General features: G+C 58.4%; 12 protein-coding genes. 5 read left to right on the top strand and 7 right to left on the bottom strand.

What is annotated here, in order from left to right; genetic code table 11:
- Positions 1-26: 26 nt before the first annotated feature.
- On the bottom strand, positions 27-1,436 hold the full coding sequence (locus JIF53_RS13300) for an SPFH domain-containing protein (protein ID WP_199452806.1): 1,410 nt from the start codon (positions 1,434-1,436) through the stop codon (positions 27-29).
- Between the two features lie 220 nt (positions 1,437-1,656).
- Here JIF53_RS13300 and JIF53_RS13305 point away from each other — a divergent pair, with 220 nt between their 5' ends.
- Complete coding sequence (locus JIF53_RS13305) at positions 1,657-2,094, top strand: YtoQ family protein (protein ID WP_199452808.1); 438 nt, start codon at positions 1,657-1,659, stop codon at positions 2,092-2,094.
- A gap of 51 nt (positions 2,095-2,145) precedes the next feature.
- Positions 2,146-3,033, top strand: a complete 888-nt coding sequence (locus tag JIF53_RS13310; RefSeq protein ID WP_199452810.1) for a DNA ligase — start codon at positions 2,146-2,148, stop codon at positions 3,031-3,033.
- 1 nt (position 3,034) lies between these two features.
- Here JIF53_RS13310 and JIF53_RS13315 read toward each other — a convergent pair whose 3' ends face one another.
- Positions 3,035-3,634, bottom strand: a complete 600-nt coding sequence (locus tag JIF53_RS13315; RefSeq protein ID WP_011787101.1) for an ATP-dependent zinc protease — start codon at positions 3,632-3,634, stop codon at positions 3,035-3,037.
- Between the two features lie 204 nt (positions 3,635-3,838).
- On the opposite strand from JIF53_RS13315, the gene JIF53_RS19480 reads away from it, so the two are divergent.
- Together JIF53_RS19480 and JIF53_RS13325 are read left to right on the top strand one after the other, a co-directional pair.
- Complete coding sequence (locus JIF53_RS19480) at positions 3,839-4,453, top strand: hypothetical protein (RefSeq protein ID WP_228285569.1); 615 nt, start codon at positions 3,839-3,841, stop codon at positions 4,451-4,453.
- A 120-nt stretch (positions 4,454-4,573) separates the two neighbouring features.
- Entirely contained in the window at positions 4,574-5,152 is a 579-nt protein-coding gene (locus JIF53_RS13325; protein ID WP_199452812.1) for a porin family protein, read from the top strand.
- A gap of 68 nt (positions 5,153-5,220) precedes the next feature.
- On the opposite strand, the gene cysK is transcribed toward JIF53_RS13325, so the two are convergent.
- Together cysK and JIF53_RS13335 are read right to left on the bottom strand one after the other, a co-directional pair.
- Positions 5,221-6,192: a cysteine synthase A gene (gene cysK / locus JIF53_RS13330; RefSeq protein WP_199452813.1), complete on the bottom strand. Its 972-nt coding sequence runs from the start codon at positions 6,190-6,192 to the stop codon at positions 5,221-5,223.
- Positions 6,193-6,208: 16 nt separating this feature from the next.
- Positions 6,209-9,085: a transporter substrate-binding domain-containing protein gene (locus JIF53_RS13335; RefSeq protein ID WP_206769605.1), complete on the bottom strand. Its 2,877-nt coding sequence runs from the start codon at positions 9,083-9,085 to the stop codon at positions 6,209-6,211.
- A 181-nt stretch (positions 9,086-9,266) separates the two neighbouring features.
- Between JIF53_RS13335 and JIF53_RS13340 the strand changes: the two genes are divergently transcribed.
- Complete coding sequence (locus JIF53_RS13340) at positions 9,267-10,046, top strand: ATP-binding protein (RefSeq protein ID WP_014422938.1); 780 nt, start codon at positions 9,267-9,269, stop codon at positions 10,044-10,046.
- Positions 10,047-10,050: 4 nt separating this feature from the next.
- Here the strand turns inward: JIF53_RS13340 and JIF53_RS13345 are convergent, their stop codons facing one another.
- The 3 genes from JIF53_RS13345 to pdsR are packed head-to-tail and all read right to left on the bottom strand — an operon-like array spanning position 10,051 to position 14,096.
- The gene (locus JIF53_RS13345; protein WP_199452815.1) at positions 10,051-11,358 is read right to left on the bottom strand and encodes a DUF3422 family protein; all 1,308 of its coding nucleotides are present in this window, start codon (positions 11,356-11,358) and stop codon (positions 10,051-10,053) included.
- Positions 11,355-13,391 carry a proteobacterial dedicated sortase system histidine kinase gene (pdsS, locus tag JIF53_RS13350; protein WP_199452817.1) on the bottom strand — a complete coding sequence of 679 codons (2,037 nt, stop codon included), beginning with the start codon at positions 13,389-13,391 and terminating at the stop codon, positions 11,355-11,357. Before pdsS ends, JIF53_RS13345 begins: the two co-directional genes overlap by 4 nt.
- A gap of 3 nt (positions 13,392-13,394) precedes the next feature.
- A complete protein-coding gene (pdsR, locus tag JIF53_RS13355; RefSeq protein ID WP_011787092.1) occupies positions 13,395-14,096 on the bottom strand; it encodes a proteobacterial dedicated sortase system response regulator in 702 nt (233 codons plus the stop codon).
- Positions 14,097-14,211: the final 115 nt, after the last annotated feature.

The raw sequence follows: 14,211 nt of genomic DNA on the forward strand, positions 1-14,211 counted from the left end.
TGGTTCTGGTCTCAGCCGTCTGCAGATTATCTGGGGGCAGTTGGAATGTTCGCCCGGCGCAACTGCTCCATGGCCCCGAGGCTGGTAAACACTTCCAGGCTACTGACCGGGCTGGCGCCTGCGTCGGCTCCGACATAGTAGTCCGGCATGTCGATGGTTACGTCCTTCAGGGCCGGGTACATTACCTGGGCGATATCGCGCTGGATTTCGGCCATATAGATATCCCGGGCGGCCTGTTTGGCCAGCAGGTGTGCCTTGGCGACTTCGGCTTCCGCCAGGCCTTGCTCACGAATGGCTTTTGCAGCGTAGGTGGCGGCTTCGGCATTGGCTTTCTGGATGTCTCTCTCAGCAACCGAGATTTCCAGCTGCTTCTGTTTCTCCAGCACGGCTACGGCCTTTTCTTTCTCTTTGCGGACGGTCTCCAGTTCCGCCTGCTGGCGCTCCATTTCCACTTCTTTCTGCTTGGAAATAATGGCCAGTTCTTTGCTGCGCTGGGCGTCCTGGATGGCCCGGGCCTTCTCGATCTCTTTTTCCAGCTGCGCGGTTTTGGCTTCGGCGCGGGCGGTTTCCTGGGCCTGGATCGCGGTAATCCGCTTGGCGACCAGGTCCTTCTTTTTCACCAGCAGCTCATCCAGTCGCTTCTCGGGCAGCGGACGACCAATGGTCACCTGGCGTACCTGAATCCCATAAGCATCCAGCGGGTTGGCAATGCGCTTGGCTTGGCCGGCGCTGTCCTGCAGGATGATGTTCTTCCAGACCAGCTGCACTTTCCGCTCCAGCCGGTCGCCGTCGTCATTGGTTGAAGATACGGCAGCCAGGTCGGTCTGCTCCACTTCCACCTGCTGTCGCTCGGTTTCGTAAAGGCCATTCTGCAACTGGTCTTCCAGTTGAACCTTGAACTTGTTCAGACCACCCTGGAAGAACTCTTCGCCGGTGTACTGGGTAGCGGTCACTACGGTCACGTTTTTGGCGTTCTTGATCAGCAGGGAATCGATCAGGTTGTCGTAGCTGCGGAACTCACGATGCATAGCCACAATCTTTTCGGGATCTGCTGACAGTCGGAACCGGAAAGTGGCCGGAATCCGGGCGGTGTAGGTGTCAGCGAACTGCACTTCCACTTCGCCCAGCTGGCGGGTGGATTTGATCTTTTCACCGCTCTCCTGGTTACCGAAACTCAGGGTCATGGCCTGGTTGTAGGTATAAACGTTTGAGAAGAACGGCACCTTGAAGTGCAGGCCGGGCTCGGTGAACACGCGGATGGTGCCAAACAGGGTGTCCTGAACCACATAGGTGTAGCCCAGCTCTGTGGTAAAAAAGGAAGACATGGCCAGGAAGACCGCGAACAGCGAGCTTGCGATGGCCAACAGATATTTTTTCAGATTATTCAGAACAGCAGAGAGCAGTTTCTCTGTCCGTGAGATTGCCGGGGCGTCCATTCGATACTCCAGATGGGTTCTTGGGGCGGCCGAATGTACCGGAATGGCAGAAATAGTGTGTAGGAAGATGGGTCATATTTTTGTAGGAAAAGTCTGCATGTGGCCGACAGTAATGTCACTGGCTTGAGTACACCCGGGTGCGGTGGTCGTCCAGGCGCCTACATTAAAACCGGCCCGTAGGTTAGACTGGCCGGCTTTAAACTGGCGTAAGGAGCCCAACATGATCTGGACCGTATACCTTTCTGGCGAAATCCACACCGACTGGCGCGAGCAGATTGCTGCGGGTGCCGAGGCGGCCGGCCTGCCGGTAGAGTTCACGTTTGCCAATACCGATCACGAATCCAGTGATGCCGCAGGTGACTTCCTGGGCAAGCCGGAAAACAATTTCTGGCGTGACCACCAGTCGTCCAAGGTAAACGCCATCCGCACCAAAACCCTGCTTGAGCAGTGTGATCTGGCGGTGATCCGCTTTGGTGACAAGTACAAGCAGTGGAACGCGGCCTTCGACGCCGGTTATTGTGCGGCGATGGGTACGCCATACATTACCCTGCATGACGAAGACATTGTGCATCCGCTCAAGGAAGTGGACGCCGCCGCCATGGCATGGGCTCAAACGCCGGAACAGGTGGTAGAGCTGCTGAAGTATGTAACGGCTTAAGGGCCGCAATATCGGAATTCTGTAAACAGGGACGTAACAGGGCAAAGGACTATGCCACTCTGCAATACCACCCGTGTCAGGGCGATGCCTCTGGCATTCAGTTTTATTGTTGTATCAATCTTCCTTTCAGCGTTTGGGCATGCCAGTGCCCGGCCGCCGGCTCTTCCGCTCGCCAATGTCTACCATCCCGGGGTCAACCTGGAAGACTACTGGGTCAGTGAAAAGCTGGACGGTGTCCGGGCATTCTGGGATGGCGAGACGCTCTGGTCTCGGGGCGGGTACAGGTATAGCGCACCGGCCTGGTTTACCCGTCAGTTTCCCGCTCACCCCCTGGATGGCGAACTCTGGAGCGGTCGTGGCCGTTTTGCGGAACTGTCTGGCGTAGTCCGCAAAGTTCAGCCAGTAGACCAAGAATGGCGTCAGGTGCGCTTCCATGTCTTTGACTTGCCCGAGGCGGATGTGCCTTTCGAGCAGCGCTATAGACGGTTGCAGAAACTCTTGGCAGCGGCGGATTCCCGTTATCTGGTGCTGGTGGAGCAGCGGGTGATTGCCAGCCACGAGGAGCTGATGGCCCGGCTTCAGCAAACGGTAGCAGCCGGTGGTGAAGGACTGATGCTGAAACGCCGGAAAAGTTGGTATCAGGCGGGCCGTTCAGATGACCTGCTCAAGGTGAAAAGCCATCAGGATGCGGAAGCCAGGGTGGTTGCTCATCTTCCCGGTCAGGGCAAGTATGAGGGATTATTGGGGGCACTGGAGGTGGAGCTGGAGAGTGGCCGCCGGTTCCGGCTTGGTACCGGGTTCACCGATGAGGAGCGGCACAATCCGCCTGCTATTGGCGCCCGGGTTACGTTCCGCTATCGCGGCCTCACGGCTACAGGCTTACCCCGGTTCGCCAGCTTTCTAAGAATTCGTAATGACGAACCGGAGAGTATCGAATAGTTCAGCCTGCCAGCGCCTTCTTACTCTCGGCGAGTTCCTCGAGGGTGCTGTATTCACACTCGTTTTCAACGATAAAGCTGCGGCCTGAGTCGATCAGGATGTTGTCATCGCGCATGAAGCGACGGCCCAGCAGCACCGGATAAGAGAACTTGCCCCGATCCGTCAGTGAAAACTGGGTTTCATGGGTTTTGCCGCCAATACAGAAGTCCATTTTTATCACGTATCGGCGTTGTGACGGCGCGCCCTTGCGCTTGATCAGAACGGTCCGGTATACCGGCCGTTCGAATTCGAGAATCACTTCTTCGTGATCAATATCCCCTTCACTGGGCTGGTCTTTGTGGTCGCCCAGTGGAAGTTGGAACCGGACCCACTCTTCATTGTCCTTCTCGAACGGTTCAACATTGACCGCATGCAGTGAGGAGGTCTTGGCACCGGTGTCGAGACGGGCTTTCAGGCGTATGCCGGTTTCGCCCATTACCACCCATTCCACGAACCCCATAACCTCGGGTTCCGGTGTGGCCTCTTCTGTGCTTTCGGCCGATGCCGGAAGCGCGGAGAAAATCAGGCTTGTCAGAGTGAGTAAGAGAACAGCAGATCGCATTGGATGCTTCCTTGTATTTTCCCGGTTAAACGACAAATACGGTTCGAAAGCGTATCAGGATTCCCTCTCTGTCGCCCTTGCCGGCAGATTAAACTTCCTTGAGCCGAAGCGTTGGCAGCCATTCGCCCGTGAGCCGTATTCTGGCCCGATTATCGCCATAGCCATTGTCCCTGGCAGGCGTACACTGGAGTTATCAACAGGAGAATGATGATGGCACCTCAGGTCTCAACCGGGCGAATCCAGCAACAGGTAGCGGCCATCGCCAGTGGTTTTCTTGGCGACTGGCTGGAGCATCGTGGCAATGGTCTTGCCGTTCCTATGTCCGTATTTGCCGGAGATACAGAGCTGCAGGTAGAGAAACCGGAACCCGAGGTGCCCGGCCGTACCCTGTGCCTGTCGATCCACGGCCTCATGGAACTGGAGTCGGTATGGGATTTTCCCTCGCGACCGGGTTACCACTATGGGAGCTACCTGGCGGAACAGCTTGGCGATGCCAGCGCCCTGAAACTGCGTTTCAACACTGGCCGGCCGATTTATCGTAACGGTCAGGAGCTGGCGGCTCTGGTAGATCTTCTCGCTCACGGGATGCAACACAGCGCGGTGAAGCTGCAGCGGGTTCATTTGTCGGTGGCCGAAGAAAGCTTTCGGATACTGGAAACTGTGCCGGTTACCCGGCCCGGGGCGAGAGTGGTTCGGGTATGGCACCACGGCATTTCCCGGCTGAGTTATGGCAGTGTGGCGATGGCGGGAGCGGCCGTGACGCGGATTACCGACGGTTATCTGCGGGAACGAGATGACAGGAATGTGAATAAATCTTAGTCCGGTTTTAACCCGGTACCCCTGAATTCTTCTGTAGGCTGGTTTTACGCAATCGGGAAACAGGATTTCCGATTGATCGTTTCGACGAATGGAAAACCCAACCACAGAGGAAAACGCGTTATGAGCTACAAAGCTGGATTTGCGTGTGCAACTGTTCTGACTGCTGCCGTCTTCACTGCCCCTGCTGTCTGGGCTCAGGATAATGTCAGCCGCGACAAGTCAGGACCGTACATCAGTGGTAGTTACGGGGGATACAAGGCCCACGGTGGCGAATTCGAGGACGAGAACGATCTGCTTGGCGCGGCTCTGGGCTATCAGTTCAACGAATTCTTTGCCCTTGAAGCCGAATACATCGATTTTGGCAATTTCGGCGATGATGACGTGGAAGGTAAGCTTAAAGGCGCGGGCCTGAGTGCCATCGGTCGCCTGCCACTGACCGACAGCTTTGGCGTTTATGGCAAGGCCGGTGCGTTTGCTTCCGCGTTTGATGTTGAAGCCTTCGATGAGGACGAAACCTACGATGAGGTGAATCCGTTTGTCGGTGCCGGTGTCGACTTCCGGGTAACCGAACAGCTGACGGCGTTTGCTGAGTACAACCGCTACAATGTGGACATCGATGAAGACGACTTCAACGGCCAGGTAACCAACGACGGTCCGGATTTCGATACCGGTCGGGTTGGTCTGAAATTCCAGTTCTGACACTGGCGTCGTTAAAAAAAGCGCAGCCCTTAGAGGCTGCGCTTTTTTGTTTTCAGGCACGGTGAGAATTACTGCTGATTCTCAAGCTCGCCAAAGGTATCGGCAAACAGGGCCGACGAGAGGTAACGCTCGGCCGAATCGGGCAATACCACCACAATGTTTTTGCCCTGGTGTTCCGGCTGTTTGCTGACCCGAATCGCGGCCACCACCGCAGCCCCGCAGGAAATACCGCACAGAATGCCCTCTTCCCGCATCAGGCGATGGGCCATGGCCATGGCGTCCTCGTTGGACACGGCCTCTACCTGATCGACCAGGTCTTGGTCTAGGTTCTTGGGTACAAAGCCGGCACCGAGACCCTGAATCTTGTGCGGGGAGGGTTTGATCTCGTCGCCCCGCAGTGTCTGGGCAATGACCGGTGAATCCGCTGGCTCCACCGCCACGGTGGTAATACTTTTGCCCCGGGTTTGCTTGATGTATCGGGATACGCCGGTCAGCGTGCCGCCGGTACCAACGCCGGCAACAAAGATATCCACTTCACCGTCGGTATCGTCCCAGATTTCCGGGCCGGTGGTGTCCTCGTGAATCTTCGGGTTAGCGGGATTCTGGAATTGCTGCGGCAGGAAGTGGTTGTCCGGGTCGGAGGCAAAAATCTCCTCGGCCTTGGCGATGGCGCCCGGCATACCCTTGGCGGGTTCGGTGAGTACCAGTTCGGCTCCCAGGGCCTTGAGAACCTTACGCCGCTCCAGGCTCATGGAGGCCGGCATGGTAAGAATCAGCTTGTAACCGCGGGCAGCGGCAACATAGGCCAGGGCAATGCCAGTGTTACCACTGGTGGGCTCGACAATAGTCATGCCGGGTTTCAGGGTACCGCGTTTTTCGGCATCCCAGATCATGGCGGAACCAATCCGGCATTTGACCGAGTAGGCCGGGTTCCGGCCTTCGATCTTGGCCCAGATCGTTGCGCCATCGTTTACCCGGTTCAGCTTCACCAGCGGTGTGTTGCCGATGGAAAGGGAATTGTCGTTATAGATACGTGCCATGTTCTGCTCCTGTTCCTTATGTCTTGCGTCCGGTCTGTCTTGCTTCCAGGCGGTTTCGACCATTGCCCTTGGCGGCGTAGAGCGCCTGATCGGCCTGCCTCAGATACTCTGACGGTGAGCCGGTCGGCTCGGGCACGCCATAGGCGAGGCCAATACTGACCGTCAGTTCGATCGGGCTACCCTGGCAGGTATCGCACTGCCGGTTGGCAACCGCTGTCCGGAAACGTTCCAGTCGGTCCATGATATCGGATGCGTCTTCGTAACTGGTGAAAATTATGAATTCCTCACCACCAAAACGCGACAACCGGTCGGTTTCCCGGCGGAAGTGCTCCCGCATCACATCAGCCAGTGCCTGAAGGCACTGGTCACCGGCTTCATGGCCCCAGGTGTCGTTGATTTTCTTGAAGTGGTCGGCATCTACCATGGCAACCGCGAATCCGGTTTTATGGCGCTGGCACCACTGGAAGCTGCGGGGAAACTCGCGGTCGAAATAGCTGCGATTACCCAGTTGAGTGAGATTGTCGGTTACGCTCAGCCGTGATAATGCTTCGTTGGCCTCGGCCAGCTCCCGGTTCAGGCGGCCGAGCTTGCGATTCCAGTACACCAGCAGAGCCGTTATCACAAGGCCGGCAATCAGAATCTGCCAGAAACGGGTGTAATCAACCCGTTCCTCAATCCGGAGATTACGCCAGGTACTCTCCAGGTTTTCCCTCTCCTCGCGAGTGAGGCTGGAAACCAGCCGCTGCATGATGTTGTGCAGTATAGGCTCGTCATTTCGAGTAGCAATGGCCAGAGACCAGTCGGCAGGAACCCGGCCGATCACTTTCAGGTCAGCCAGGCCGAGTGACTGCATGTAATAACTGGCGGTCGCCAGCGTGGTGATGTAGCCGGCCAGTTTGCCGTTTTGCAGCTGCCGTAACCCTTCTTGCTCGGAGCCAACCGGAACGAGCTGCAGCGAGGGGTAACGTTGCTTGAGGAGCTCGGCAAACGCGTAGCCGTCGACCACGCCAACGGGCCTGTCTCCCATATCACTCAGCCGTTCTATAAACGGTGCCTCAATACGCCCCATGATGACATTAGGCACTTCAAGGTAGGGTGTGGTGAAGCTCATATAGCTGGTGCGTTCCGGGGTTTCCATAGCCAGAGGGAACATGTCACAGCGGCGGTCGCGGGCGGCGTCAATGGATTCCCGCCGGCTGTCGGTTGGCACCAGTTGGAAATTGAGGTCACCCCGTTCCCGGAACAGCTCCAGTACCTGGGCTGAGAGTCCAACATGCTGGCCATTCTCGACGGCTTCCAGTGGGCTCCAGTCCGGATCGACACAAATACGGACTCTGCGATTATGCTGTCGCAGCCAGTCGGATTCCGTTTCGTTCCACTCAATTCGGCCACTCGGTTGATCTGCCCGGCGGGCCGTGGCGCCGAGCCAGCGGGTTTCGATGGTTCTCTGTTCGGTGGGTGAGATGGACGCCAGAGCCTGGTTCAGGATATCTGCCAGGGGCGACAGGGTCGGCCGGATGCCGAAGCGCAGGTCCTCTCCGGTGAAACCGGGAAGTACCAGTTCGCCGGCAATACGTACGCCGCTGATGCCAAGTTCATGTATCCAGTAATTGCCCGAATGCAGGGCATTGATCACCACATCCACGTCGCCCTTGGCCAACGCTTGGAACATAGGCTCCTGGGTGCTGAAGGTGAGCAGATTTTTTGTGCCCAGAATCTCTTTGACGGCTTCTTCGTAATAGATGCCGGCACCGATGGCCAGGCGGTAGTTTCTCAGGTCTTCCAGCCGGGCGTAGTCCAAGCCGTCACTGCGGGTAAATATGACATTGGGGATAGTGTGATAAGGCTCGGTGAATCGAGCAAAGGCTTCCCGTTCCGGGCGATAGGACATGTTTGCCATGATGTCGATGTCGCCGTTCTGCAGCATTGGAATCAGCTCGTCCCACTGGCCGCGTACCGGAATAATCTGCAGGCCGGTGAGATCGGCCAGACGGTTCATAACGTCCACGCTCAGGCCCAGGGTTCGGCCACCGTCAGTAAAGCTGAAGGGGGCATAATCATCCATGAAACCGACCCGAACCGGTCCGAGGGTGGCCAGGAACTGCAGTTGTTCCGAACTTAACGGTAGCTTGGCGGACCGTTCTGTGGAAACGCCACCGAATTCCTGCCAGCGCTCACGCAGGTTGCTCAGGTAGCTTGCCGGAATGGCACTTAGCCCTGCCTGCAATCGGTCGAGCAGAGCCTGATCGCCAACTCTGACGCCAATTCGAAAGTCCTCCCGTGATAACTGGTTCAAGGGTGCAGGGCCGACCATTTCCAGAAATCGGAAGCCGGCCCGGTTAGCCAGGTACTCCATAGTCAGTCGTGGGCCAACGGCCACATCCACCCAGCCAAAAGCCAGGGCGCGCACCAGGCTGGGCAGGGTGTCGTAGGTCTGTATGGTGAGGTCTTCTTCCTGCAGCCGATCCAGGTAGTATATGTTCTCCACCACCCCGATCTCCAGGCTTGCCAGGTCCTTCAGATTCTGGATTGGTGGCAGGTAACGAGCGCTGTCGCGCATCAGGTAGACTTCGCGAAAATGGTAGGGTTCGGTAAACAGGATCTTTTCAGCCCGCTCCGGGCGCCAGGAAATACCATCAATGGCGTCCAGATCGCCCCGCAGGAATGCCGCGTAAATGTCTGGCCAGCTGCCGGCCCGGAAATCGAAGGTCAGGTTGGCGTTACGAGCGACTTCTCGCAGGACGTCAATGGAAAATCCCGTTGGGGTGCGTCCCTCGAAAAAACTGTATGGTTCGTTATCGGCGACTACGCCGATGGTAATCACCGGAGGCCTGTCCTCAGGGGACTCTGCCCGGGCGAGCCCGGCAACAACCAACGACAATAGCAGAGCCATGAAAGATAGCCGGGAGACGACTAAGATCGGGCGCTGTAGCGTTGAAAACGTGGGGAATGTCAAAATGAACCTTCTATGTTGCTTACCGCTACAGTGTAGTTGCAAATCGTAACCTCTGACAGCCATAGCTGGCCAGAATTCATACAGACTTTGTGAAATCTTCAACGAGGAACCGCAGCCCATGGCAGAACAGGCGTTTGATTGGCAACACACACCAGCCGCCGTCTGGCGGAGGCATCGTTCAGGCTTGCGGGCCATTCGCCGGCTGGACCCGGTGCAGTGGCCGGCGCTGACCGGCATCGACCACCAGAAGCAGGCGTTGGCAAGGAACACCGAACGTTTTCTGGCGGGTGAGCCCTCCAATAATGCGCTGCTCTGGGGATCGCGGGGGACGGGCAAATCTTCGCTGATCAAGGCCCTTCTGAACCGCTATTGCGATCAGGGCTTGCGCATGATCGAGGTGGACAAGGACGACCTGGTCAATCTGCCTGAAATTGTCGACGACATCTGCGATCTGCCGTTCCGGTTTGTGATCTATTGCGATGACCTGTCGTTCGATGTGGGGGAATCCGGGTACAAGGCACTGAAAAGCGTGCTGGAAGGCTCACTGGAGCTGCCGCCGGAGAATGTGCGGGTGTATGCCACGTCTAATCGGCGCCACTTGATGCCGGAATTCATGAGCGACAACCTCAAAAGCGAAGTCCGGGATGGCGAACTGCATCCGGCCGAGGCTATTGAGGAGCAGGTGTCGCTGGCCGACAGGTTCGGTCTTCAGTTGTCGTTCTACCCGTTTTCGCAGGATGTCTATCTGCAGGCGGTGGATCTGCTGTTTCCCCAGGTACAGGACCGTGAAGCTCTGCACCTGGAGGCGGTGCGCTTTGCCACCGGCAAGGGCGTGCGCAATGGCCGCACTGCCCAGCAGTTCTATCGCCAGTTCGCCGGGGATCCGCGCTTCTGCTGAACCGCTACTGCCGGCGTGCCATGCGGATGAAACGATGGTGGATGATGCGGATGCCGATGAACACCAGCACCATCACTACCGGTATGGCCAGGGCTGTCACCAGTGATTCGTTGATCGGTAGCCCGGTACCCTTCAGGGCGTCCAGCCCAAGTTTCAACAGGCCAATCAGGTAATAGGAGATGGCCACCACAGAGAAGCCTTCCACGGTATGCTGCATCATCAGCTGGATGCGGGAACGGCGGTCCATGGAACTGAGCAGTTGCTGGTTCTGGCTCTGGATGGCCAGCTCAACCCGGGTGCGCATCATTTCAGAGGCCCGGTCGACCCGGCGTGACAGATCTTCCAGGCGTTCGTTGACGGCTTCGCAGGTTTTTACCGCCGGGGTCAGGCGCCGGGTCATGAATTCAGTGATGGTCAGGTGGCCGGAGACTTCGTCTTCCCGTAGTTCCTCCAGCCGGGTCAGCACCAGCCGGTGATAGGCCCGGGTCGCCGAGAACCGGAAGGTGGTATGGGCACGGTAGGCTTCGATTCGGGCTGCGATGTTGGTCAGTTCGGCCAGAATCTGCTGTTCATCCAGGCTCTCGTTGTCCGCCAGAGACTGGGTAATGCGGGCAAGCTGCTGGTCCATGTCGTTCAGGGAAGGGGTGATTTCCCGGGCCACGGGTAAGGCCAGCAACGACATCAGGCGATAGGTCTCGATTTCCATCAAACGCTGAACCAGTCGACCAAGCTGGCTGTTGGACATATGGTGGTTCAGCACCATGAACCGCCCGAAATTGTCGCTGTGCAACTGGAATGAGCCGAGTACCCGGGCTGCCCCTTCCTGCGGGCTGCTACCCACCAGGCGCATACCTTCAAAATGTTTGCGCATAAAGGCCAGCTCGCTGCGTGCGTCCTCTGAGGAGGCGCGCACCTCAACGTGAAAGGCCCCCACCACGGTACCCTCCAGCTGCGCCAGCCAGCCGTCCGGCAACAGGCTCAGGCCGGTTTCGGCAAACGGATCCGCGTCTGAATCGGCCAGATTGATGAAGGTGTAGGAGGTAAACTCCATGTGCACTTCACGCCGGATGCGAAGCTTGCCGAAGCTCTGTTCGTAGCAGCTTACCTCTTGCTCCGGCCAGGGTTCGCCCAGCAGCCGGTGCAGTTTCTGGAGATGTTCAAACTGCCGGGTTCGCTGTTCCGGTGTGGTGATCACCGCAATCTGGGTGACCCGGGCATGGGGCGGAATGATCTGGAACGGTCGGGAATGAAGTTCCTGATACAGATCCGCCCGGAGCGGGTGAAAATCCAGGCTGTTGGTGTCGGCACTCACGGTGATGTCCTTGCTTTGGCCTCGGTAGCGGGGATGATAACCCGGAAACAGACCCCGTCAATGCCACTCTGGTGCTGGTTTCTGGCCTCTACCCGGCCACCATGGTAGTCGGCAATCAGTCGCACGATCAGCAAACCCTGGCCAAGGTGCCCGTCGTGAGCGCCGCTGCGTTGCGAGACGAACGCACCGAAAATATCGACGCCGTCATGGTCCGGCAGCCGGGAGCCTTCGTTGAACACCTCGATCAGATAATGGCTATCGCGAGTGTGCAGGCAAACATCAATGCCGCCGCCTTCTGGCGTGAAGTCCCGGGCGTTGTCCACCAGCTTGTCGAGCATCTGTACCAGCATTTCCGGTGAGCCGTTCATCACACAATCAGAGGCCGGGCCCGAATAAACGATACGGTGCCGGGTATCCAGCTGCTGGTACGCGGAGGTGGCTTCGGCCAGCACCCGGGCCAGATCAAACGGCTCTTTTTCGGTGTCCTCAAAGCTTTGCTCCAGCCGGGCGGCTTCGCTCATGCTGTGCAGGATATGTCGCAGGCGCTCGGTGGCGGTGGCTGCGCGCTCAAGGTATTGTTCCCGATCTTTCTCGGCGACTCCCTGGGCCAGGTTCTCAAGGGAGGAGCGCACCACCGCGACCGGGGTTTTCAGCTCGTGGGAGAGGCGTCTGGAAAAGCTTTCCAGATACTGGTTGTAGCTCTGCAGACGGGCCACCATCTGGGCAAAGTGCTGTTGCAGTTGCCCGAGTTCGTCCCGGCTCCGGGGTGAGGGAATGGCGGCCAGAATGCGGCCATCGTCGTCGACACTGGCCTCAACCAGCGCCTGCAGCCGGGTGATGCGCCAGGAAAGCCAGCTGGCATAACCCAGTAACACCAGCATCAATGCCAGAATGATCAACAGGCTCCGGGCCAGAACGCTCCCCAGGGTCGACCCGGACAGGGTCAGTAACTGATCCAGAGACTGCTCCAGTAACAGGGTACGGCCGCCGAACAGCTCATGCCGGGTGGCCAGCCAGACCGAGCCATCGTCGTGCCGAACCAGGCCGTTGTCGGGCAGCCTGGTCATCTCCAGCCGGTTGTTTTCCTTTGACAAGTGCATCGGTTCCGGCTGATACAGGCGAATCAGCCCGCTCAGTGCATTGAGGCTGATTTGTTCCAGAATCTGCCCGGGGGACAAGTCATCAAACACTGAGGCTGGGGCTGGCGCAGCGACCCGACTGTGGGCCAGTATCCAGGCTCCCGGTTCCAGTACCGTGGCCTGCTGCCCGAGGCTGATCTGGCTCTTCAGCAGGTGCTCCAGACGGCTGTCCTGTTGCACCAGCAGCGGCGGTGGTGCCAGTGCTGTCCCCGCGTTGCTGTCTGGCTGGCCTTCCCGGGTGGCCTGAAATCCCAGCCGGCTGCCGGGCGATGGCAAGGGGAGTTTCAGTTCCAGTTCCCAGCTTGCGCCTTTGTCCTGCCAGCTGGCCTGTAATCGGTGATCTCTGGCTTGTGCTGGCTCAGCCCGATACACCGGCACGTCACCGGGGGCCACCGCCCGGATAAACCAACGTTGGTCCTGGTTGCGAGCGCCCAGTTCTCGCGCCGGCGCCTGGAGCCATAATTCAAAGTGTTCATGGGCCTGGTCAGGCCGGGCCGGATTATAGAACGCCAGGCCCTGATCCAGCCGCTGGATCAGCAAATACAGGAACTGATCATCGTGACTGGCCTGCCAGCGTATTGGGGATGTTGTGCCGGCGGTTTGCCAGGGGGCAGGCTGATCGCCCTCGTCGAATCCGGGCCACTCATGGCCATAGCCGTCAATGGTGATGGCCTGGTCGGTGCTGCTTGCGTAGATGGCGGCCTGGTCGGCGACGACCGGGGTATCCAGCAGCCGGTCGCCGGCCACGTCTGCCAGACGGGCGCCCTGGGCCTGAAGCTGCTGCAGGGCCTGTTGGCGCAGGGCACTGTCCAGTTCCAGCACAAAGCGTAGCCCTGCCCAGGGAATCAGCAGCATCAGCAAACTGGCCAGCAGCAACTGCCGTTTCAGGCTCAAGACTCAGACCTCACGGGCATTCCAGCGGTAGCCCATGCCATAGGCGGTCTGAATGCCGTCGAACTGGTCATCGAGCTGGCTGAACTTGCGGCGGATACGCTTGATGTGGGACGTCACGGTATTGTCATCGAGCACGGTGCTGGCGGCTTCCATCAGCTGCTCGCGGCTGCGCACATGGCCCGGGTGCTGAACCAGGGCATGCAACATCCAGAATTCGGTCACGGTCAGGTCCACAGGCTGGCCCTGCCAGGCCACCGTCATCCGGTCCACATTCAGGGTCAGCTTGCCCCGCGTGAGGATGTCATCGGGTTTCTGCAGCGCTTCGGCCCAGGCTTCCGCGCGCCGAAGCAGGGCGGTGATGCGCGCCAACAGATGCTCCAGGCTCATGTCTTTAGTGACGTAATCGTCGGCGCCCAGTCTCAGGCCGTGCACAGAGTCGATATCGCTGTCGCGTGCGGTCAGGAAAATAATCGGCAGGGTGGCGGACAGGCTGCGCAGATCCTGACACAAGGTAAAGCCCCCCTCGGCTTCCTCGCCCAGCCCGACATCGATAATGGCCAGATCTGGCAGGCTCTGGCGCAGCACCTGCCAGGCCGCTGGCCGGTCGCCATAGGTGGATACCCGGTAACCCCGGCGTTCGAAGGCCGCGCGATAGTTGTCGCGGATGCCGGCTTCATCCTCAATCAGGACGATGTGCTTCTTCATGGTCGGTTCAGTCTGCCTTGTCGACGAAATCGCAGTGCCATTAAATCACGCTGACCATGGCACACAAGCGATGTAGAAGCCATTGCCATAATTCATCATTTTTCATCGTCGGCCT

Origin of the sequence: Marinobacter sp. bablab_jr008, assembly GCF_016464145.1 — a bacterium.
In the GTDB taxonomy this organism is placed as follows: Bacteria; Pseudomonadota; Gammaproteobacteria; order Pseudomonadales; family Oleiphilaceae; genus Marinobacter; species Marinobacter nauticus.

Coding starts and splice junctions, on each gene's coding strand:
- JIF53_RS13340 (WP_014422938.1), top strand. CDS start 9,267: ATGGCAGAACAGGCGTTTGATTGGCAACACACACCAGCCGCCGTCTGG.
- pdsR (WP_011787092.1), bottom strand. CDS start 14,096: ATGAAGAAGCACATCGTCCTGATTGAGGATGAAGCCGGCATCCGCGAC.
- JIF53_RS13335 (WP_206769605.1), bottom strand. CDS start 9,085: ATGGCTCTGCTATTGTCGTTGGTTGTTGCCGGGCTCGCCCGGGCAGAG.
- JIF53_RS19480 (WP_228285569.1), top strand. CDS start 3,839: ATGATGATGGCACCTCAGGTCTCAACCGGGCGAATCCAGCAACAGGTA.
- cysK (WP_199452813.1), bottom strand. CDS start 6,192: ATGGCACGTATCTATAACGACAATTCCCTTTCCATCGGCAACACACCG.
- JIF53_RS13310 (WP_199452810.1), top strand. CDS start 2,146: ATGCCACTCTGCAATACCACCCGTGTCAGGGCGATGCCTCTGGCATTC.
- JIF53_RS13300 (WP_199452806.1), bottom strand. CDS start 1,436: ATGGACGCCCCGGCAATCTCACGGACAGAGAAACTGCTCTCTGCTGTT.
- JIF53_RS13315 (WP_011787101.1), bottom strand. CDS start 3,634: ATGCGATCTGCTGTTCTCTTACTCACTCTGACAAGCCTGATTTTCTCC.
- JIF53_RS13325 (WP_199452812.1), top strand. CDS start 4,574: ATGAGCTACAAAGCTGGATTTGCGTGTGCAACTGTTCTGACTGCTGCC.
- JIF53_RS13305 (WP_199452808.1), top strand. CDS start 1,657: ATGATCTGGACCGTATACCTTTCTGGCGAAATCCACACCGACTGGCGC.